This is a genomic window from Erythrobacter sp. S43 (assembly GCF_057364955.1).
On sequence record NZ_CP200285.1, the window covers coordinates 2,255,837 to 2,274,174 of the forward strand.

Below are 18,338 nucleotides of genomic sequence, written 5' to 3' on the forward strand. Positions count from 1 at the left end.
TATCCGGTTAGGTCGAGAGTTTATTCGGGCGGCAGATCAAACGGATCGTCTTGGCGTTCCTCCGACCGCTTCCTCAATTCAACACTACGTTCGGGCGCGGCAAGGGTTTCCAACTCGAGCAATTGATCGGACTCGGGTTTTTCCGTCGTGCCATATGGCGCTTGGGGCAAGGACGCACCTTCAACCGGAGCAAGCGGCGCACGTGCACCGCAGGCGGACAGCGTCGCAGCAGCAGCAAGGATCACAAGCTCACGTTTCATTCGTCCATTCCCAACTCTTCGCGCGCGCGTTGAACTTGTATGCGTACCTGTTCGGGCGCGGTTCCGCCATAGCTGTTGCGCGCTGCGACGGATGCATCGACGCTGAGCGCCTTGAACACGCTGTCATCAATTCGCGCGTCTATGGCCTGCAAATCGGCCAAAGGAAGCTCATCGAGCGGGCGGCCGCGCTGTTCAGCCAGTTTTACCGCAGCGCCAGTGATATGGTGTGCTTCACGGAACGGGATATCGGCTTCAACCACCAGCCAATCGGCGAGGTCCGTGGCGGTTGCGTATCCCAGCTCCGCTGCTTGACGCATCCGGTCGGTGTTAAAGGTGCAATCCGCGATCATGCCTGTCATCGCCGCGATGCACAGCTCGAGCAATCCGGCGACTTCGAACACGGGCGGTTTGTCGTCCTGCATATCCTTGGAATAGGCGAGCGGCAGGCCCTTCATCGTCACCATCAGCGCTGTGGTCGCACCGATGATGCGCCCCGTATGTCCGCGCACCAGTTCGGCGGCGTCGGGGTTCTTCTTTTGCGGCATGATGGACGAGCCCGTGGAGAGGCTGTCCGGCATGCGCACAAAGCCATAGGGCTGGCTGGCCCAGATTATCAGTTCTTCGGCAAGGCGCGAGAGGTGGATTGCCGTCTGGCTGGCGAAGAACAAGTAGTCGAGCGCGAAATCGCGGTCCGAAACTGCATCGAGGCTGTTGCGCGTTGGGCCAAGAGCGAAGCCCAGCTCTTCAGCCGTCATCTCCCGGTCAATCGGAAAGCCCGTTCCTGCCAAAGCCGCACTGCCAAGTGGGCATTCGGCGATATTGACGCTGGCTGAGGCGGCGCGCCCGCAATCCCGCTCGAACATCTCGAAATAGGCCATTAAATGATGGCCGAGCGTCACCGGCTGCGCGGTTTGAAGATGGGTGAAACCCGGCATCACACTGTCCGAGTGCTCGCCCGCACGGGTGACCAGCGCCTTCTGCAGATCGGTGAGGCCGGCAATCGCTACTTCCAGCGCTTCATCCACCCAAAGCCGGAAATCCGTCGCAACCTGATCGTTGCGGCTGCGCGCGGTGTGGAGACGACCTGCGGCTGGCCCGATCAATTCGGTCAAGCGGCTTTCTACGGTCATGTGAATATCTTCGAGGTCCCAATCTTCCGGCACCCCGTCGCGCTCATATTCCTCGGCAATCTGGTCCAGCCCGCCAAGGATCGCATCGCAATCGGCTTTGCTGATGATCCCGGTCTTGGCCAGCATGCGCGCATGTGCCTTGGACGCGCGAATATCTTGCCGCCACATCGCCTTGTCGAAAGGGATAGAGGCGTTGATTTCGCGCATGATCGCGCTAGGTCCGTCTGCGAACCTTCCGCCCCACATGGCGTTGGAGGACGTATCCGAGGAATTGGCCATGATCCGTGTTTCGCTTGTTTGCTTGTCGTCGCTGTTACTGCTTTCCGCGTGCGATACGGGGAGCGAGGCGGATAATCAAAGCGAAACCGATATTTCCGCTCCGATTGCGGGTGACGATGGTCCGCCGCCGATCCCAGGACAAATCGACCGGGCGCGGGCTGGAACCGAATTGCCAGAGTTTTCGTTCAGCGACCCGCAGGGCAACACGCTTTCCAGCGAGGAGCTGAAAGGCACGCCGATCCTGATGAACCTGTGGGCGACATGGTGCGTGCCGTGTCGCAAGGAAATGCCGTTGCTCGACAACCTCTCAGCTGAATTGGGCGATGATGTGAAGGTGCTGACGATCAGTCAGGATACCGAGGACGATCAGCCCAAAGTGGTTGAGTTTTTCGAGGAAGGCGGCTTCCGCAATCTCGAACAATGGCTCGATCCCAAGCAGGATTTCGGCCTGAAATTCGCCGCTGCCGGATTGCTGCCGACAACGGTGCTGTTCGATGCCGAGGGTAAAGAACTGTTCCGCGTCGCGGGTGATTATGAGTGGGATTCAGAAGAAGCTATTGCCGCCATCCGTGAGGCGATTGCCGAGTAATCAGGTGGTATGAGCCCCAAAGGCGCGAGCGGAAAGCCGAACATCCCGCTCATCAATTGCGCCTGAATCTTGGACGCGGGCCAGATCTTGGAGATGGGCGCCAGCAGATTGTCCCGCAGGGCTGCGTGCCATGCCTTGTCCGATTGATAGAGCGGGGTGAACAAAGCGGTCACCCACTGATACAACCACACATGGTCATGTCGCCAATCCACGGCGAGGCGCAGCTTTTCGTTGAGCGTGCGACCGTGTTCTAGCCCTCGTGCAAGCCCCCAAGCGTCCAGCAGCGCCATATTCGCGCCTTGCCCCAGCTGCGGACTGGCCGAGTGCCACGCATCGCCAATCGCGATCAGCCGCTCGGCATTGGGGCGCTTCATCGTGCGGTGCGCATAGCGGGCGAAGGTAAGTTGGTCGCGGTCCGTGATCCGGTCGAGCAGCACTTTCGTATCTGGCCAAAGTGCCAGAACCTCGTCCTTCCACGCATCGAGCGGCGTGTCCTGCCATTTGGGATAGTCAGCGCGCTTGAGGGACCAGAAAAAGGCGACTTCGGGACCAGCGGCCCCTTTGCGCGTGCCAATGGGGAGCACACCCACCATCTGCGCGGCGCGACGGTATCTCTGTTCGAGAAGATTGCCGGCAAAGGGATCGCCCGCGTCAGTTGGCAGGCTAGCCCATAGCGCGCCGAATTCGAGCACACCCTTGGGTTCGGTATCAAACACCGTCTGCCAACCGCTAGCGTCTACGATCAGATCGAATCCGCGCGAGGCCGAGCCGTCGTCAAAGCTCAAACGGCGGGCGCGTTTTTCCAGCACACTGCCATTGACCTTGCGCCCCGTTTCGATGGGCAGACCACGTGCTTGCACCGCTTCGTAGAGTACCCCGAACAAGCTGGCGCGGTGAATGCCGAGGCCGAACGCGCCTTTTATGCCGAGCTTTGTGTACGGCGCATCCAAAACCACTTTGCCGGTTTCTTCGAGCCCAAGCAGCGCATCAATCGGGGCGCCGCGCCGCACAGTCTCTTCCGCAAGACCAAGACGGGAGAGCACAGCCAAGCCGGTGGGCTGGATCATCAGACCAGAACCGACCGGGCCTGGTTCAACAAACTGATCGAACAGAGTGACGCTGTTGCCCTGATCATCAAGCATCAGCGCGGCGGCAAGGCCTGCCGGACCGCAGCCTGCGATGGCTATGTCGAGTTTTTCCATGATGCCGCCGGATGCCCCTTCGCCCAAACTGCGTCGTTGCACCACGAACTCGAAGAGTTCGCAAGCGCGGGGTCAATGCGAATTGTCGTGAAAGAAAAGGATGGTGGGCGATGACAGGCTCGAACTGCCGACCCTCTCGGTGTAAACGAGATGCTCTACCAACTGAGCTAATCGCCCGATCCGTTTCGGAAGGGGCGATATAGCCGTGATTCTTTTAAAATCAATTGCCATGTGGCCGCTTTTTGTCGGCAGCGCTAAAGGGGCGGGCATGACGAAGCCCAAACTCCTCATTCTTGGCACAGGCGGAACCATCGCTGGCAGCGCGGTAAAAGCGACCGGAAAGGCCTATGCCGCGGGCGAAGTTTCACTTGATCTGATCATTGCTGATATCGCCAAACTGGGTCTGGATGCAGAACTGGTGCCGCAAACCATCGCGCAAATCGGTTCGCAGGATATTGGCTGGCCGGAATGGGACGCGATGCACGCCGCGATCTCGGGCTGGGCAGAATGATCCGGAAATCGCCGGGATCATCATCACCCACGGCACCGACACAGCGGAGGAAACCGCGTATCTTCTCGACCTGACGCTGGATGCGGGCAAACCTGTAGTGTTGGTTGGTGCAATGCGGCCCGCCGATGCGGTCGGCAGCGACGGGATGCGCAACTTCGCCAACGCGGTGCGGGTGGCGAGCGACGACGACGGGCACTCACGAGGGGTTTTGGTCGTGATGGGTGACACCGTTTTCGCCGCCAGCGATGTGCGCAAAGCCGCGACCGCTAATGTCGATGCGTTCAGAGGCTTCCCGCGCGGGCCACTGGCACGCGTGACGCCTTCAACTCTGGACTGGTTCGCTCCAGCTCACTGCGAAGGCAGCGCCGCACGATTCCCGTGGCCCGACAGCCTTCCCCGCGTCGCCATCCTTACCGCTGGAGCCGGCATGGATGCACAGCCGGTCGAGGCTTTGCTCGGCATTGGCTGCAAAGGGATTGTCATGGCAGGGATGGGGCAGGGCAATGCCCCGCGCGTGGTGCTCGATGCGCTTCAGCGCGCTGCTGAAGCGGGTATCCCAGTAGTCCGCAGCGCCCGCGTTGATGAAGGCATGGTCGACCGTAATATCGAAGTCGATGACGATACACGCGGCTTCATCGCCGCGCGCTCTCTCGGTCCGGCGAAGGCGCGGACCTTGCTCATGGTGCTGATCGCGAGCGGGATCAGCGACCCCGCTCGCATTCAAGCAGCCTTTGACAGGCCCTGATTATCCCTGTGGGGTCACCAGATACTTCTCGCCGGTTTTCATCTGGCGATAATCGGTGATCGCTTCCTTGGTCAGCATTCCTTCCAGCGACACTTTCGCCTTGTAGCTGCTGGCAAAAGTGGTGCCGAGGTTGTCCAGAACGCGGGTGCGCATCCGTACGACCGTTTCCATGCCCGCTTTCGCCAGGAATGGCGTCAGCAGCCAGCCCGATACGGTCCATTGCAGGCCGTATGACGGCGTCAGAATAGTCGGGTTCTGCAGGTCCAGACGACCGTACTGGTACATCTTCTTGTCCTGATTGGAGCCATAGCGCGAATATTCATCCATCTGCGATACCGCGACTTGCTCCATGGCTTTGAGCACATTGTCGGTGTTTTGACCGCCGCCGATCGGATCAAAGCCCAGGAAGGCGCCGGTTGCGGCAATCGCCTCGCGCAGCTGCTTCATGTAGTCATCATCGGATGAGTTCACGACATATTCGGCGCCGAGGCCCTTGAGTAGATCAACATGCTCCTGACGGCGCACGATGTTGACCAGCTTCATGCCATCTTCTTGACAGATCTTGTTGAGCATCTGGCCAAGGTTTGACGCGGCGGCGAGGTGGACGATGGCGTTGTGCCCTTCCATTTTCGCGGTTTCGACAAAGCCGAGCGCGGTCATGGGGTTCACAAAGCTGGACGCGCCCGCTTCGGATGAATGGTCCCCCAGCGGCAGGCACATCATCGCATCGGCGATGGCATATTGGCTGAAAGCGTTGCCCGGAACGCAGGCGACGCGCTGACCCATCAGAGCCTTTGCCATGTCGCCATCACCAGTGGCGACAACAGTGCCCGCACCTTCGTTACCAGCGGGCAGCTTCTGTCCGTGACGCGCGCGCTGACCCGTCAGGAACGGCTCTGGCATTTGCGCGACGACTTTACCGTCAGAGTATTCGGCATTCTCGAAATCCGCTGCGCTGGTCAGGATTGCAAGATCCGACGGATTGATCGGTGCTGCTTCCATTTGGACAAGCACCTGATTGCCGGTTGGTTCAGGGAATGTGACCTCCTCGACAGCAAGGGTAAGCGCGCCATTGGCATCAAGCGTGGTGAAAAGCTGTTTTCCGGTGGTCATATCGGGTTCTCCCTGTTGGATTATTCTTGTGTTTCGGTGTCAATTTTTGCGTCGGACGATTCTCTGGGCATGCACTCAACGAGCAGCACCATCAGCGCCCAGATAGCCAGCGTCGGCTGTAACTTGGGGACTCTTGCCAGGCTGAAAAGGTCTTCAGAGACAAAAGGCAGCGCGCCAATCGCGACGGCTGCCATGACGGCATAGTAAAGCTTGTAGTCGCTGGACCCCAGGTAAAGGATCATCACGACGACCGCGGCGCTTAGCATCAACAGCGCGCAAAAGTCCCAGACTGGCAGGCCCTCTGCACCAACCAGAACGAAGCCAAGAACAGCGCCGAATACGATGTTGATGCCTTCGATGTTGGCGCGGTATTCCCGCTCGGTCACGGTCCAACCGCGTGGGATTTTGTACCAGCTTGCCAATGCGATCACCCTTCGTCCGGATAGGTTGCTCTGACGAAGTAGAGCCCTTGAGGCGGCGCGTTAAGTCCTAATTCGCTACGGTCTTTGGCAGCGAGTGCCTTGGCGACCTGATCCTCTGCCCAAGTGCCTTGGCCTACAAGCTTCAAACACCCGACCATGCTGCGCACTTGATGGTGCAGAAAACTGCGTGCGGCGGCATGGATGTGGATTTCCTCGCCAAATTCTGTCTGAGCGCGGACCACGTCGAGGCGGTCGAGCGTTTTGACCGGGTCTTTCGCCTGGCAATGGGCGGAGCGGAAGGTGGTGAAGTCATGCAGGCCAACCAGCGCCTGCGCGGCGCGGTGCATGGCATCCACATCCAAATCTTGCGCAACATGCCACACACGGTCCTTTGCCAAGGTGACCGGCGCGCGGCGATTGACGATGCGATAGATATATGAGCGCCCGATGCAGCTGAACCGTGCGTGCCAATCATCGGGCACCACCTCGCAATGTGTGATCGCTACGGGATCGGGGCGCAGATGGGCGTTGATCGCTTCGGACAGGCGAAACGGTTCAATGTCCTTTTCAAGGTCTACATGGCTGCGCATAGCCAGCGCGTGCACGCCGGTATCGGTGCGGCCCGCGCTGTGCAGCGTGATGTCTTCGCCCGTGACCCGGTGCAGCGCGTCTTCGATGGATTGCTGCACGCTCGGCCCGTGCTTCTGCCGTTGAAGCCCCTGAAACGGGGTGCCGTCAAATTCGATGGTGAAGGCGAAACGGGTCAAGCGAGCACCGTGCCTGCTTCGACCATACGCCCGCGCAAGAAGTCCTCACGGCTCATCGCCGGCTTGCCCGCGCGCTGCAGGCGGGTGGGGCGGATGGCTGCTTTGCCGCAGGCGATGGAGAGATTATCGTCGATCACGGCCCCTGACTGGCCTGTTCCTTCGACCACTTCGGCCAGCAACAACTTCACCCGCTCACCCTCAAGCTCAAACCACGCGCCCGGAAACGGGGCCAGCCCGCGCACCTTGCGCTCGATCACTTCGGCCGGTTCAGACCAGTCGATCCGCGCCTCGGCTTTGTTGATCTTGGGCGCGTAGGTTGCGAGCTCGTCGTCTTGTGCTTGCGGCGCATAGCCTTCGAAATTGGAAAGAACCTCCACCATCGCACTAGCGCCCAGTTCCGCCAGCTCTTCGGTCAACTCGCCCGTGGTCTTGGTCTCAATCGGCGTACGCACGATGTGCAACATCGGTCCGGTGTCCAGCCCCGCCTCCATCTGCATGATGGTGACGCCTGTTTCCTTGTCGCCCGCCATCACCGCGCGGTGGATCGGCGCAGCCCCGCGCCAGCGTGGAAGGATCGAAGCGTGGATGTTGAGGCAACCGTGCTTCGGCGCATCAAGGATCACTTGCGACAGCAGGAGACCATAGGCGGCTACCACGGCAATATCGGCATCAAGCGCAGCAAACGCTTCTTTCTCTTCAGCGGGCTTAAGCGAGGGCGGGCAGCGCACCTCCAGCCCCAGCTCCTCTGCTTTAACCTGTACAGGCGAAGGGCGCAGCTTCTTGCCACGGCCCGCAGGGCGCGGCGGCTGGGTGTAAACCGCCGCAATATCATGCCCCGCTTCGTGCAGAGCCACGAGGGCAGGCGCGGCAAAATCCGGCGTTCCCATGAAAATGATGCGCATGACGTTGGTCAAAGCCCTTTCTCGAACCTGCGCCAGCCCCTATCTCTCCCCCCATGGCATCGCAAGAGATCGAACAGCTTTCGAGCGCATTGGCACGACTGCCGGGACTTGGCCCGCGATCGGCGCGGCGGGCGGTGCTGTGGCTGGTCAAGAACCGCGAACGTGCGCTGCCTGACTTGCTCGAGGCGCTGGATGCGGTGTCGGAAACGCTGGTGGAATGCGAAACCTGCGGCAATGTCGACACCGCCAATCCCTGTGGCATTTGCGCCGATCCGCGCCGCGATGCGAAGGCTTTGTGCGTGGTGGAGGATGTCGCAGACGTGTGGGCGCTCGACCGCGCAGGGTTGTTCCAAGGGCGATATCACGTGCTGGGCGGCAAGCTGTCGGCTCTCGATGGCATCGGGCCGGAAGATCTCAACATTGCGCAGCTGATGGAGCGGGTTTCGGGCGGCGAGGTGGACGAGGTGGTCCTCGCTATGAACGCCACACTAGAAGGGCAGACGACGGCGCATTATCTCGCCGAACGGCTTGAGGAGCACAAAGTCCGCATCACCCAGCTTGCGCATGGCCTGCCGGTGGGCGGTGAGCTCGATTATCTCGACGAAGGGACACTCGCGCAGGCGCTAAGGGCGAGACGGCCTGTCGAGTAACCGATCACTCTGATCGAACCACAGCGCTTGCGAGGCGCGCCGCCACACACTAAATCAGCCCCATGGCTATTCGCGAAATCATTGAAGTGCCGGACCCCCGGCTCAAGGTCGTGTCCGAACCGGTGAAACCGGAAGAATTCAACGATGAGCTCAAAACGCTCGTCGAGGACATGTTTGAAACGATGTACAAGGCTCCCGGCATCGGCCTCGCTGCCATTCAGGTGGGCGTGCCCAAGCGCGTGCTGGTGATCGATCTGCAAGAGCGCGACGAGGACGCCGATCCGGTAGAGGATGAGGATGGCAATGAAAGCCAGCCGGTCATCAACGATCCGCGCGTGTTTATCAATCCGGTGATCGTGAACCCGAACGAGGAACTGAACACCTACAATGAAGGGTGCCTGTCCGTGCCGGAGATCTTCGCCGATGTGGACCGGCCCAAGACCTGCACGGTCCAGTATCAGGACCTCGATGGCAAAGAGCACACCGAGGACCTCGAAGGCTTGCTGGCGACGTGTCTGCAGCATGAGATGGACCACCTCGAAGGTATCCTGTTCATCGACCATCTCTCGCGCCTGAAACGCCAAATGGCTCTGCGCAAGCTGAAAAAGATGCGGGCGGCGGCGTAGTTTGAGCAATGACTGAATTGCTCGAGTCCCTAAGTGGCGGGTTTGTAATTCTCGTCATTGTCTCGCTTTTCGTCATCGCGGCGGGCTTTCTGTGGGACTCCACTGGAGCCGAAGCGGGCGGTGCAGAGCCAGTTGAGCCGCCTCCGCCATCCAATCTCTTGTCAGCGCTTTGGAACTTTGCGCTGGCAGGACTCTGGACCTATTTTTACGTTCAGGATCAATGGGACCAACCCGATTGGCTGATGATCGGCTTTATCGGCGTATTCGTGTTGGTTGGTCTCTCTCACGCGTACAAATACGTGACGGTGGAAATGACCGAAAAATGACGCGGGGATATCGCTCAATTTTCTAGAGTTCCGCTTTTGTTCTGTGCTATAAGCACCCGATGGATAGCTCAATTCTCCTAATTATCGCCATGCTTGCTGGTCTGCTCATTGGCGGAGGTGCGGCATACTACTTCGCCTCGCGTCCGGTCGCGGACCTAAAAACGCGACTTTCGGAGCGCGAAGATGAATTCAAAATTGCCGTGGCAGAATTGGGCGAGGCGCAAATCGCGCTCTCCCGAGCCGAGGAGCGGGCAGGGCGCACCGACCGGATTGAAGCCGAACTGGAGAAAGCGCGCGGTCAGGTGGCGCAATTCTCTGCCGAGCGTGCTGGATTTGCCGAGCAGAAGAAGCTGCTCGAAGAATCGCGCGACAAGCTGCTCAAGGAGTTCGAGAACACCGGAGCGCAGGTTCTGGGCCAAGCGCAGGAGGCGTTCCTGCGCCGCGCCGACGAGCGATTCAAACAATCCGAAGAAGCCGGAGAGCAGAAGATCAAGGCATTGCTCAACCCCGTGGGTGAGCGGCTGGAAAAATACGAACGCCAGGTTGAAACGCTGGAGAAACAGCGCGTCGATGCGTTCGGCCAGTTGAACGGTCTGATCCAATCCATGCGCGAAGGGCAGGAAGAAGTCCGCCGCGAGGCGCAGCGGTTGGGCAATTCGCTCACCAACGCGCCCAAAGCTCGCGGCCGCTGGGGCGAGCAGCAACTCAAAAACCTGCTCGAACAGGTTGGGCTGGCGCAGCATACCGATTTCGAACTCGAAGCCTCGATCGACACCGAAGAAGGGCGTTTACGCCCCGATGCCATCGTGCGCATTCCGGGTGGCAAGGTGCTCGTGATCGACGCCAAGGTCTCGCTCAACGCCTATCAGCAGGCGTTCGAGGCGAGACGAGGATGAAGCGCGCGATGCGGCTCTGGCTGATCACGTCCGCTCAATGCGCAATCACGTGCAGCAGCTGGGCGCGAAGTCATACCAGTCGCAGTTCGAGGAAGCGCCCGATTACGTCGTTATGTTTGTGCCGGGCGAACATTTCGTTGCCGCCGCTCTCGAACATGATCCCGCGCTGTGGGACTTCGCCTTCGAGCGCCGCGTGCTGCTCGCAACCCCGACTAACCTTGTGGCCATCGCGCGAACAGTGGCGCAGGTCTGGCGTCAGGATGGTTTGGCGAAGGATGCGCAAGAGATTGGGCGCATGGGCGCTGAATTGTACGAGCGCCTAAGCGTTGCTGCAGGGCACTTAAAACGCGTCGGCGGTGGCCTCGAAAGTGCGGTCAACAACTACAACAAGTTCGTCGGAAGTTTCGAACGCAACGTGTTGTCATCCGGCAAACGCCTCGCTGACAAAGGCATCGAGATTGGCAAACGCGAGATCGAAGAGGTCCCGCTGGTCGAAGCCGCTCCGCGTTACAACGCCGAGGATGCAGCGGAGAGCGACAGCGCGTTTCCAGCCCTAAGTGAAAGCAAAGACGCGGCGGAGTAAGAGCCTAACTGTCCAACCCCGCCAACACCTCATACGCCAACACCGCGCCTGCCACTGCTGCGTTGAGCGAGTCTGCCCGACCGCGCATAGGCATGGTCACACGCAGGTCGCATTCGGTTTCGTAGGTCTCGGGCAGTCCCTGCGACTCGTTGCCGACAAGGATGAAGCACGGCGCCTGATAGTCCGCACCGCGATAGGGAACCGCATCGCGCAAACTTGCCGCCACTAGCTGACCAGTCCCGCCGCGCAGCCAAGGCACAAAGTCCTCCCACCGTGCCTGAGCCAGACCTTGCGTAAACACCGCGCCCATGCTCGCGCGCACGGCCTCGGCACTGAACGGGTCGGCGCAATCGTCGATCAGGATCAGCCCGCCTGCGCCCACCGCATCGCCGGTGCGCAGCATGGTGCCCAGATTGCCGGGGTCGCGCAGAGCCTGTGCAACCAGCCAGATCGGCGCGGCATCGCGATCAAGGTTGGCCAGCCCGGTGTCCCATTCGTCAAAGACTCCGACGACGCTCTGGGTGTTCGACTTGCCCGTGATCTTCGAGAGAATATCGGGCGTTGTTTCGATCACTTCGCCACCTGCTGAAGTGACGTCGGTTTCTAGGCGTGTGACCAACTCATGTGGTTCGCGCCCAATTGCCATAACAAGTGTTTTGGGCAGCCGTCCGCTGATCCGGGCATCTTCGAGCAACCGCAGCCCTTCGACCAGAAATTGACCGGCGCGCCTGCGATGCTTCTTATCGCGCAGCGAACGCAGATACTTTACGGTTGGGTTGGAGAAGCCGGTGATTTCTTTGCGCATGGCGGTTCAGCCTTCGGGGCGCTCAGTCTTCGCCAAAGCCGTCTTCGACCATGGCAACCAGCGAAGACAGCGTTTCCGGCGCATTGTCGCCGGACACGATCAGCTCGACCTCGTCGCCCTTGGCCGCGCCCAGCATCATCAGACCGAGAATCGAACCACCGCCCGCTTTGTTACCGTCTTTCGCGACGAAGACCTGAGTGGTGTCCGGCAGTTCGGCCACCGCGCCGACAAATTTGGCGCTGGCGCGCGCATGCAGGCCACGCTTGTTGACGATGGTCACCTGCTGGCGAAGCTCGCTCATCCTTTGCCCCCGGCGGCGGTGGCGGCGGTGGTCTGGCCGAGAAATTCGCTGGCAACAGTGATGTAATTGCGTCCTGCAACCTGCGCGGCCTCGACCGCATCGACCACGCTCATGCTCTTGCGAGCACCATCAAGGCGGATGAGCATGGGAAGATTGATCCCTGCAATCACCTCGACGCGGCCGGTTTCCAGCAACGAAATGGCGAGGTTCGATGGTGTGCCGCCAAACAGATCGGTGAGGATGATGACACCGTCACCCGAATCCACATTTGAAATCGCATCGGCGATATCCGCGCGGCGTTTTTCCATATCGTCATTGGGGCCGATGCAGACGGTGGCAATCTTGTCCTGTTTGCCAACGACGTGCTCCATCGCTTCGACAAATTGATCGGCCAGCCGACCGTGAGTCACTAGGATCAAACCAATCATGTGCGGGGTCTTTTGTGTCCGTTAGCTGTTAAACGCGGCGCGGCGATTGGGCCTTTCGGAAGGCTAACGACGCTCTCTCTCAAGTTCGTCGGTGGCCCTTGAGCCCAGATTTCGGTGGCGGACAGTGGGCGAAAAACCAGCATCGCGCAAGCCTTGGGCCATGCGTTCAGCTGTGTAGACCGAGCGGTGTCTCCCGCCGGTACATCCGAAAGCGATGTGGACATAGGCTTTGCCCTGCGCCTGATAGCGGGGGAGCAAGATCAGCAGAAGATCGTGGATTTGATTGAAGACGGCTGAAAAGGCAGGGTCTTTTTGGATGTAGTCACCCACAGGCGCATCCTGTCCGGTCAATTCACGCAGCTCATCGACCCAGTGCGGGTTGTCGAGGAAACGCATGTCGAAAACGAGATCGGCCAAAGGCGGCATGCCGCGTGCGAAGCCAAAACTGGACACGGTGATCGTGGTGGGCTCGCGGTTCTCTTCCCTGAAGAGATCGCGGACCTGCGCTTGCAACTCATTCGTTGCCCACGTGCTGGTGTCGACGACAATGTCAGCCCATCGGCGCAAGGGTTCGAGCAACTCGCGCTCGGCGCCAATTCCTTCGAGAAGTGGACGCCCTTGCGCCATCGGGTGCGGGCGACGCGTCTCGTTATAGCGGCGTTCCAGCTCGGCGTCGTTGCAATCGATGAACATGAAGCTGGTGGCGAGATCTTCGCGTTTCGCGAGCTCTTTTGCCTGGTCAATGATATCGGCCGGGATAAAGCCACGGGTGCGCGTGTCGAAACCGATGGCAAGCCGGCTTCCGGGGTTTTCCTTGCCTGAAACAAGCCGTTTGAGAAGCCGGATCGGGAAGTTGTCTATGACCTCCCACCCCATATCTTCCAGCGCGGCCAACGCAGTGGACTTGCCTGCGCCCGACACTCCAGTGACGAGCAACAACCGGGCCTTATCGGGGTTGTTTGGGGACTCGGGCTCTTCCATGGATGTAGACTTGCGCCAATCGCCTGCAATTGGAAGTAAAGATTTGCGCTTATGGACGGGTAAAGGCGCTTAGGTCAGGCCGAACTTTGCCAGCGCCAATTCCGCCCTTTGCGCCGGCGCGATGGTGCCAGAGGTGAAGGGCAGAACCGGGATTTCGCAGCCCAGAACCGTGCGTCGATCTGCCTCCTCCGGCAAGCGTTCGCTTTCGTTTGTGAGTGTGAGGATCAAAGACAATGCAGCGGGTAAAGCGACCGGCGTCTCAACAAGGCCAACCCCTCGCACCTCGATCAAGCCGCGCGTTTCTTGCGGCGGGTGCGCGACGATCCGCGCGCCATCTCTGACCAGTCTTGCCCCGTCATCCCCGATTAGCATCGCGCCGCGATCAATCAGCGCGAGGGCAAGGCTCGATTTGCCACATCCAGGCGGGCCCTCAATTCCCAGCGCGCGACCCTGAATGGCGACGAAGGTGGTGTTGAAGACTTGGGCGGCGGCGTCGCTCATGCTGCGGGCAGGCGGAATCGCAGGCAGGCTCCGTCATTTGCGTCTTTGCGTGCTTCGGCTGTGAGTGACCCGTCATGCGCCTCGGCAATGGCGCGCGCGATCGCGAGGCCAAGGCCCGAGTGGTTGCCGAAGTCCTCTTGCTCGGGACGAAGCGAATGGAAGCGTGTGAAGACCTTTTCCCGCGCATCCTCCGGAATGCCTGGCCCAAAATCGCACACCAGCATTGTTACGCACTCACCGTCATTATCTACGATCACTTCGATGGGTTTTTCGGGAGGTGAAAAGGAGATCGCATTGTCGAGCAGGTTCTCGATGACGCGTTCAAGCCGCGCCGGAACACCTGAAACATTGGCCGCAAAGCCGCGTGTTGAAAGCTCAATCGGGTGGGACTTCTGTCCCGCGCGGTGTTCGCGGCTGCCGATGATTGCGCGGGTCAGATCAGAGAGATCAATGCGTTCAAACGTGGCGCGCGACAATTCGGCATCGATGCGGCTGGCATCAGAAATCTCGGTCACCAACCGATCAATCCGGCGCACATCATGTGCGATAATGTCTTCCAGCTCGCGCCGTGTGTCAGCATCCTTGACCTTGGGCAGCGACTCCGTTGCGCTGCGCAGAGATGCGAGCGGGTTTTTAATCTCATGCGCGACGTCAGCCGCAAAGCTGTCCACCGCATCGATCCGCTGGCGCAGAGCCGTGGTCATGTCGGACACCGTACGCGCAAGGAGGCCGATTTCGTCCCCACGATCGGGCAGGCGAGGCACTTCTACTTCGCGCTCACGGCCTTGGCGCACTTTAACGGCGGCACGGGTTAGCTGGCGCAAAGGTGTCACAATGGTCCGCGCGAGATAGAGTGATAAAAGGGCCGAGCCGAACAGAATGAAGAGAACGGCAAGGCCAAGTGTTGAGCGCGCCGACCGGACACTCTCGGTAATATCCACCGCGTTCCGCACGGTCAGCAGCGTATCACCGTCCAGCCCGACTGGCGCGGCGGCGGTGATAACCGGTGACCCATCACGCCAATCATAAAGGGCAATCTGGCTGAGCCCTTCTTCACGCGCTCGTGCCAGCTCCGGCCAGGCGTCGGCCTCCTGCGATTCTGGCTCGATGTAGTCCTGAACCGGCTCGGCGCTGACAATCGTATCGACAGTGCGATCAAGCCACCGCGCAAAGCGCTGTTCCCAGTCATCATCGCTGATGTCATCGAACTCAAAGGACGGGCCATCCAGCTCGAAACTGTCGGCTGTCAGCTGCCCTTCTTCATTGAACATACGAAGCCGCATGCGCTGCTCTTTGCCGATCTGGATAAGCAGAGCTTCCTGCCGTTCGCGGGTGGCACCAGCGAGCGCCTCTGCGGTGATCTGCGCCTCGATCCGCGCCAGTTTGAAACGCTCATCGACCAGCTGCGTGCGATAACTATCGATGTAGAACAAGCCACCACCCAGAAGCGTGAGCGGCAGAATGTTCACGATAAGAATGCGGGCGGTAAGCGAGAAGCGACCAAGCGGGCTCAGCCGTTCGGGCACGCTCCGGAACAGCGAGGAATCGTCAGCAGAAGTTGCGGACGGGGTCTCAGTCATCGTGAAAGCTGTATCCAGCCCCGTAAAGCGTATCGATCGCCTTGAAACCGGTATCGACCACGCGGAACTTGCGCCGCATGCGCTTGATATGGCTGTCGACAGTACGATCATCGACGAACACATCATCGGGGTAGGCGGCGTCCATCAATTGGTTGCGGCTTTTGATAATTCCCGGGCGCGCGGCGAGCGCTTCGAGGATAAGAAACTCGGTTACGGTCAGGCTGACCGGCTTATCGTCCCAAGTCACGTGGTGGCGCGCCGGGTCCATAAAAAGCCGTCCGCGATCAATGCTGGGATGCGCAGGCTCGACATCGCCAGGTTGTTCATTTCCGATTTCGCGATCCGGATCCGAGCGGCGCAGGATCGCGCGAATTCGCGCAGTCAAAAGGCGCAGGCTGAACGGTTTGGCGATATAATCGTCAGCACCCAGTTCAAGCCCGGCTTCCTCGTCCGCCTCGTCGTCCTTACTAGTTAGAAAAATGACCGGAAGCGCTGAATTTTCACGGACGCGGCGGAGCAATTCCATCCCGTCCATTTTGGGCATCTTGATATCGAACACGGCGAGATCTGGTGGGTTCTCCAAAAGCGCCTTCAGTGCCGTTTCACCATCTGAATAAAGGCGTGTGACAAACCCTTCGGCCTGCAAAGCGATGGAAACCGTCGTGAGAATGTTGCGATCATCATCGACCAGCGCGATTTCGAACGCATCATCGCGGCGTGGCGTATCAGTTGTGTTTTCCGCCATTGAGTTCCCTTCCCGATGCATCAGCGATCGACGCTTCGATGATTAGCGGCATAGCGCCGACTAAACAACGCAGGCAATGCGCTGTCTTGCAATCAGATGCGCGTTTCTTGCGCATATTGCACCGCTCTTCGTTTGACTCCGGGGGAGGGGATATCTATGGGCGACCCACGGGATCGAACATCACAGCTGGCGTCGTTTCTCCCCCTTCGCATACGTATGCGAGCGCTGGCTCTGTTCGGCAGGTTTGGACACGCAACAGGGCCGCTTGGCTCAGGAGTAGATACGTTGACCCCCTTGCTTATTCGCTGGCTTCGCAAAACATCGAAACCGGGGCCACTATCCGCCCTAACTTCGGCACATCCGCTCTGGTTGAGGCATCGCTCGCCGCCAAGGAAGGCGCGCTGTCAAAGCATGGCGCTCTAGTGGTTGAAACAGGTCAGCACACCGGCCGCAGCGCGAATGACAAGTTCATCGTGCGCGATGCCGAGACTGAGGAAACCGTATGGTGGGGCAAGGTCAATAAGGGCATGACGCCCGAACACTTCGCCAACCTGAAGGCCGATTTCATGGCGGCGCTGAAGGACAAGGACACGCTGTACGTCGCTGACCTGTTCGGTGGTTCGCAACCGGAGCACCGCGTCAATGTTCGCGTGATCAACGAGCTTGCGTGGCACAACCTGTTTATCCGGACATTGCTGGTTCGCCCGACAGTGGAAGAACTGGCGGACTTCGCGCCCGAATACACCATTATCGATCTGCCCACTTTCCGCGCTGATCCAGAGCGTCATGGCACGCGCAGCGAGACGGTGATTGCGGTCAATCTGTCGGAAAAGCTGATCCTGATTGGCGGCACCAAATATGCTGGCGAGATGAAGAAGAGCGTATTTGGCATTCTCAACTATCTGCTGCCGACCAAGGGCGTGATGCCGATGCACTGTTCGGCCAACACCAGCGCGGACGGAAAGACGTCAGTGTTCTTCGGCCTGTCGGGCACTGGTAAAACGACGCTGTCGGCTGACGCTTCGCGCACGCTGATTGGCGATGACGAACACGGCTGGTCCGACACGGCGGTCTTCAATTTTGAAGGCGGTTGCTATGCGAAGATGATCCGCCTGTCCGATGAGGCAGAGCCGGAAATCTACGCCACCACAAAGATGTTCGGCACGGTGCTCGAAAACGTGGTGATGGACCCGCAAACCCGCGAACTCGACTTCGACGACAACTCACTCGCCGAGAACACTCGCGGCGCTTATCCGATCGACTACATCCCGAACACCAGCGAGAAGAACCTCGGCCCGGTTCCGAGCAATGTCGTGATGCTCACCGCCGATGCATTCGGCGTGCTGCCTCCGATTGCGCGTCTGACGCCGGAGCAGGCGATGTATCACTTCCTGTCGGGTTACACCGCCAAGGTGGCGGGCACCGAAATCGGCGTGACCGAGCCTGAAGCGACCTTCAGCACATGTTTCGGCGCGCCTTTCATGCCGCGTCACCCCAGCGTTTACGGCAACCTTCTGAAAGAGCGCATTGCCAGCGGCGGCGTGCAGTGCTGGTTGCTCAACACTGGCTGGACCGGGGGCAAGTATGGCGTCGGCAATCGCATGCCGATCAAGGCAACTCGCGCGCTGCTCAATGCCGCGCTCGACGGTGATCTCGACAATGTCGCATACCGCACCGACCCGAATTTCGGCTTCGATGTGCCGGTCTCGGTTCCGGTTCTCGCCGAACAGGGCATCGATCAGTCGATCCTCGATCCGCGCAGCACTTGGGCGGACAAGGAAGGCTACGACGCGACCGCCAGCAAGCTGGTGCAGCTGTTCATCGACAATTTCGCCGAGTTCGAGGCGCATGTGGATGATGGCGTGAAGCAGGCCGCTCCTGCAAAGGTCGTTGCCGCATAAGCAGCTTGCTTTGCTAGATTTTACATTTGGAAAGCTGGCCTTTCCCTCCGCATGGTCCCATATGTTACATTAGTTTGGACGCGCAATCATAACGG

General features: G+C 59.7%; 21 protein-coding genes, 1 tRNA gene and 1 pseudogene. 8 read left to right on the forward strand and 15 right to left on the reverse strand.

The annotated features are described in order from the left end of the window. Positions 1 to 20: 20 nt before the first annotated feature. Both AC0V6K_RS11000 and argH read right to left on the reverse strand, forming a co-directional pair. On the reverse strand, positions 21 to 260 hold the full coding sequence (locus AC0V6K_RS11000; protein WP_472622177.1) for a hypothetical protein: 240 nt from the start codon (positions 258 to 260) through the stop codon (positions 21 to 23). Then, positions 257 to 1,636 carry an argininosuccinate lyase gene (argH, locus tag AC0V6K_RS11005; RefSeq protein WP_472622179.1) on the reverse strand — a complete coding sequence of 460 codons (1,380 nt, stop codon included), beginning with the start codon at positions 1,634 to 1,636 and terminating at the stop codon, positions 257 to 259. Before argH ends, AC0V6K_RS11000 begins: the two co-directional genes overlap by 4 nt. Here argH and AC0V6K_RS11010 point away from each other — a divergent pair. Then, positions 1,635 to 2,258 (forward strand): TlpA family protein disulfide reductase, encoded by a 624-nt coding sequence (locus AC0V6K_RS11010; RefSeq protein WP_486172636.1) that lies wholly within the window; start codon positions 1,635 to 1,637, stop codon positions 2,256 to 2,258. The genes argH and AC0V6K_RS11010 overlap by 2 nt on opposite strands. Here AC0V6K_RS11010 and AC0V6K_RS11015 read toward each other — a convergent pair. Continuing rightward, positions 2,201 to 3,502 (reverse strand): FAD-dependent oxidoreductase, encoded by a 1,302-nt coding sequence (locus AC0V6K_RS11015; protein ID WP_472622183.1) that lies wholly within the window; start codon positions 3,500 to 3,502, stop codon positions 2,201 to 2,203. The genes AC0V6K_RS11010 and AC0V6K_RS11015 overlap by 58 nt on opposite strands. A gap of 59 nt (positions 3,503 to 3,561) precedes the next feature. Further along, positions 3,562 to 3,637, reverse strand: a tRNA-Val gene (locus tag AC0V6K_RS11020). A gap of 91 nt (positions 3,638 to 3,728) precedes the next feature. On the opposite strand from AC0V6K_RS11020, the gene AC0V6K_RS11025 reads away from it, so the two are divergent. Further along, entirely contained in the window at positions 3,729 to 3,971 is a 243-nt protein-coding gene (locus tag AC0V6K_RS11025; protein ID WP_472622185.1) for an asparaginase domain-containing protein, read from the forward strand. Next, entirely contained in the window at positions 3,916 to 4,716 is an 801-nt protein-coding gene (locus tag AC0V6K_RS11030; protein WP_472622187.1) for an asparaginase, read from the forward strand. The genes AC0V6K_RS11025 and AC0V6K_RS11030 overlap by 56 nt, the downstream gene beginning before the upstream one ends. On the opposite strand, the gene AC0V6K_RS11035 is transcribed toward AC0V6K_RS11030, so the two are convergent. The 4 genes from AC0V6K_RS11035 to fmt are packed head-to-tail and all read right to left on the reverse strand — an operon-like array spanning position 4,717 to position 7,920. After that, positions 4,717 to 5,829: a zinc-binding dehydrogenase gene (locus AC0V6K_RS11035; protein ID WP_472622189.1), complete on the reverse strand. Its 1,113-nt coding sequence runs from the start codon at positions 5,827 to 5,829 to the stop codon at positions 4,717 to 4,719. It abuts the gene before it with no gap. 20 nt (positions 5,830 to 5,849) lie between these two features. Further along, positions 5,850 to 6,215, reverse strand: coding sequence for a hypothetical protein (locus AC0V6K_RS11040; protein ID WP_472622191.1), 366 nt, complete (start codon positions 6,213 to 6,215; stop codon positions 5,850 to 5,852). Between the two features lie 41 nt (positions 6,216 to 6,256). Then, entirely contained in the window at positions 6,257 to 7,018 is a 762-nt protein-coding gene (truA, locus tag AC0V6K_RS11045; RefSeq protein ID WP_472622193.1) for a tRNA pseudouridine(38-40) synthase TruA, read from the reverse strand. Next, positions 7,015 to 7,920, reverse strand: a complete 906-nt coding sequence (gene fmt / locus AC0V6K_RS11050) for a methionyl-tRNA formyltransferase (RefSeq protein WP_472622195.1) — start codon at positions 7,918 to 7,920, stop codon at positions 7,015 to 7,017. Before fmt ends, truA begins: the two co-directional genes overlap by 4 nt. 53 nt (positions 7,921 to 7,973) lie before the next feature. Here fmt and recR point away from each other — a divergent pair, with 53 nt between their 5' ends. From recR to AC0V6K_RS11070, 4 genes and pseudogenes are all read left to right on the forward strand, one after another. After that, positions 7,974 to 8,570 carry a recombination mediator RecR gene (recR, locus tag AC0V6K_RS11055; RefSeq protein ID WP_472622197.1) on the forward strand — a complete coding sequence of 199 codons (597 nt, stop codon included), beginning with the start codon at positions 7,974 to 7,976 and terminating at the stop codon, positions 8,568 to 8,570. Between the two features lie 62 nt (positions 8,571 to 8,632). Then, positions 8,633 to 9,196 carry a peptide deformylase gene (gene def / locus AC0V6K_RS11060; RefSeq protein WP_472622199.1) on the forward strand — a complete coding sequence of 188 codons (564 nt, stop codon included), beginning with the start codon at positions 8,633 to 8,635 and terminating at the stop codon, positions 9,194 to 9,196. Positions 9,197 to 9,204: 8 nt separating this feature from the next. Next, entirely contained in the window at positions 9,205 to 9,522 is a 318-nt protein-coding gene (locus AC0V6K_RS11065) for a hypothetical protein (protein ID WP_472622201.1), read from the forward strand. Positions 9,523 to 9,581: 59 nt separating this feature from the next. Continuing rightward, positions 9,582 to 11,001, forward strand: a pseudogene (locus tag AC0V6K_RS11070) (DNA recombination protein RmuC). A 4-nt stretch (positions 11,002 to 11,005) separates the two neighbouring features. Here AC0V6K_RS11070 and AC0V6K_RS11075 read toward each other — a convergent pair. From AC0V6K_RS11075 to AC0V6K_RS11105, 7 genes are all read right to left on the reverse strand, one after another. Continuing rightward, positions 11,006 to 11,806 carry a TrmH family RNA methyltransferase gene (locus tag AC0V6K_RS11075; RefSeq protein WP_472622203.1) on the reverse strand — a complete coding sequence of 267 codons (801 nt, stop codon included), beginning with the start codon at positions 11,804 to 11,806 and terminating at the stop codon, positions 11,006 to 11,008. A 22-nt stretch (positions 11,807 to 11,828) separates the two neighbouring features. Beyond that, positions 11,829 to 12,107: an HPr family phosphocarrier protein gene (locus AC0V6K_RS11080; protein ID WP_472622205.1), complete on the reverse strand. Its 279-nt coding sequence runs from the start codon at positions 12,105 to 12,107 to the stop codon at positions 11,829 to 11,831. Next, positions 12,104 to 12,535 (reverse strand): PTS sugar transporter subunit IIA, encoded by a 432-nt coding sequence (locus AC0V6K_RS11085; RefSeq protein WP_472622207.1) that lies wholly within the window; start codon positions 12,533 to 12,535, stop codon positions 12,104 to 12,106. Before AC0V6K_RS11085 ends, AC0V6K_RS11080 begins: the two co-directional genes overlap by 4 nt. A gap of 63 nt (positions 12,536 to 12,598) precedes the next feature. Beyond that, on the reverse strand, positions 12,599 to 13,516 hold the full coding sequence (gene rapZ / locus AC0V6K_RS11090; RefSeq protein WP_472622209.1) for an RNase adapter RapZ: 918 nt from the start codon (positions 13,514 to 13,516) through the stop codon (positions 12,599 to 12,601). Between the two features lie 69 nt (positions 13,517 to 13,585). After that, the gene (locus AC0V6K_RS11095) at positions 13,586 to 14,017 is read right to left on the reverse strand and encodes an HPr kinase/phosphorylase (RefSeq protein WP_472622211.1); all 432 of its coding nucleotides are present in this window, start codon (positions 14,015 to 14,017) and stop codon (positions 13,586 to 13,588) included. Beyond that, positions 14,014 to 15,597 (reverse strand): sensor histidine kinase, encoded by a 1,584-nt coding sequence (locus tag AC0V6K_RS11100; protein ID WP_472622213.1) that lies wholly within the window; start codon positions 15,595 to 15,597, stop codon positions 14,014 to 14,016. The genes AC0V6K_RS11095 and AC0V6K_RS11100 overlap by 4 nt, the downstream gene beginning before the upstream one ends. Next, the gene (locus tag AC0V6K_RS11105; protein ID WP_472622215.1) at positions 15,590 to 16,342 is read right to left on the reverse strand and encodes a response regulator transcription factor; all 753 of its coding nucleotides are present in this window, start codon (positions 16,340 to 16,342) and stop codon (positions 15,590 to 15,592) included. The genes AC0V6K_RS11100 and AC0V6K_RS11105 overlap by 8 nt, the downstream gene beginning before the upstream one ends. 305 nt (positions 16,343 to 16,647) lie before the next feature. On the opposite strand from AC0V6K_RS11105, the gene AC0V6K_RS11110 reads away from it, so the two are divergent. Then, positions 16,648 to 18,243, forward strand: a complete 1,596-nt coding sequence (locus tag AC0V6K_RS11110) for a phosphoenolpyruvate carboxykinase (protein ID WP_472626121.1) — start codon at positions 16,648 to 16,650, stop codon at positions 18,241 to 18,243. Positions 18,244 to 18,338: the final 95 nt, after the last annotated feature.

What these genes read in the sequence shown, in the direction of transcription:
- AC0V6K_RS11000 (WP_472622177.1), bottom strand. Translation starts at nt 260, where the DNA reads ATGAAACGTGAGCTTGTGATCCTTGCTGCTGCTGCGACGCTGTCCGCC.
- AC0V6K_RS11010 (WP_486172636.1), top strand. Translation starts at nt 1,635, where the DNA reads ATGGCGTTGGAGGACGTATCCGAGGAATTGGCCATGATCCGTGTTTCG.
- argH (WP_472622179.1), bottom strand. Translation starts at nt 1,636, where the DNA reads ATGTGGGGCGGAAGGTTCGCAGACGGACCTAGCGCGATCATGCGCGAA.
- AC0V6K_RS11025 (WP_472622185.1), top strand. Translation starts at nt 3,729, where the DNA reads ATGACGAAGCCCAAACTCCTCATTCTTGGCACAGGCGGAACCATCGCT.
- AC0V6K_RS11035 (WP_472622189.1), bottom strand. Translation starts at nt 5,829, where the DNA reads ATGACCACCGGAAAACAGCTTTTCACCACGCTTGATGCCAATGGCGCG.
- fmt (WP_472622195.1), bottom strand. Translation starts at nt 7,920, where the DNA reads ATGCGCATCATTTTCATGGGAACGCCGGATTTTGCCGCGCCTGCCCTC.
- recR (WP_472622197.1), top strand. Translation starts at nt 7,974, where the DNA reads ATGGCATCGCAAGAGATCGAACAGCTTTCGAGCGCATTGGCACGACTG.
- def (WP_472622199.1), top strand. Translation starts at nt 8,633, where the DNA reads ATGGCTATTCGCGAAATCATTGAAGTGCCGGACCCCCGGCTCAAGGTC.
- AC0V6K_RS11065 (WP_472622201.1), top strand. Translation starts at nt 9,205, where the DNA reads ATGACTGAATTGCTCGAGTCCCTAAGTGGCGGGTTTGTAATTCTCGTC.
- AC0V6K_RS11075 (WP_472622203.1), bottom strand. Translation starts at nt 11,806, where the DNA reads ATGCGCAAAGAAATCACCGGCTTCTCCAACCCAACCGTAAAGTATCTG.
- AC0V6K_RS11080 (WP_472622205.1), bottom strand. Translation starts at nt 12,107, where the DNA reads ATGAGCGAGCTTCGCCAGCAGGTGACCATCGTCAACAAGCGTGGCCTG.
- AC0V6K_RS11085 (WP_472622207.1), bottom strand. Translation starts at nt 12,535, where the DNA reads ATGATTGGTTTGATCCTAGTGACTCACGGTCGGCTGGCCGATCAATTT.
- rapZ (WP_472622209.1), bottom strand. Translation starts at nt 13,516, where the DNA reads ATGGAAGAGCCCGAGTCCCCAAACAACCCCGATAAGGCCCGGTTGTTG.
- AC0V6K_RS11095 (WP_472622211.1), bottom strand. Translation starts at nt 14,017, where the DNA reads ATGAGCGACGCCGCCGCCCAAGTCTTCAACACCACCTTCGTCGCCATT.
- AC0V6K_RS11100 (WP_472622213.1), bottom strand. Translation starts at nt 15,597, where the DNA reads ATGACTGAGACCCCGTCCGCAACTTCTGCTGACGATTCCTCGCTGTTC.
- AC0V6K_RS11105 (WP_472622215.1), bottom strand. Translation starts at nt 16,342, where the DNA reads ATGGCGGAAAACACAACTGATACGCCACGCCGCGATGATGCGTTCGAA.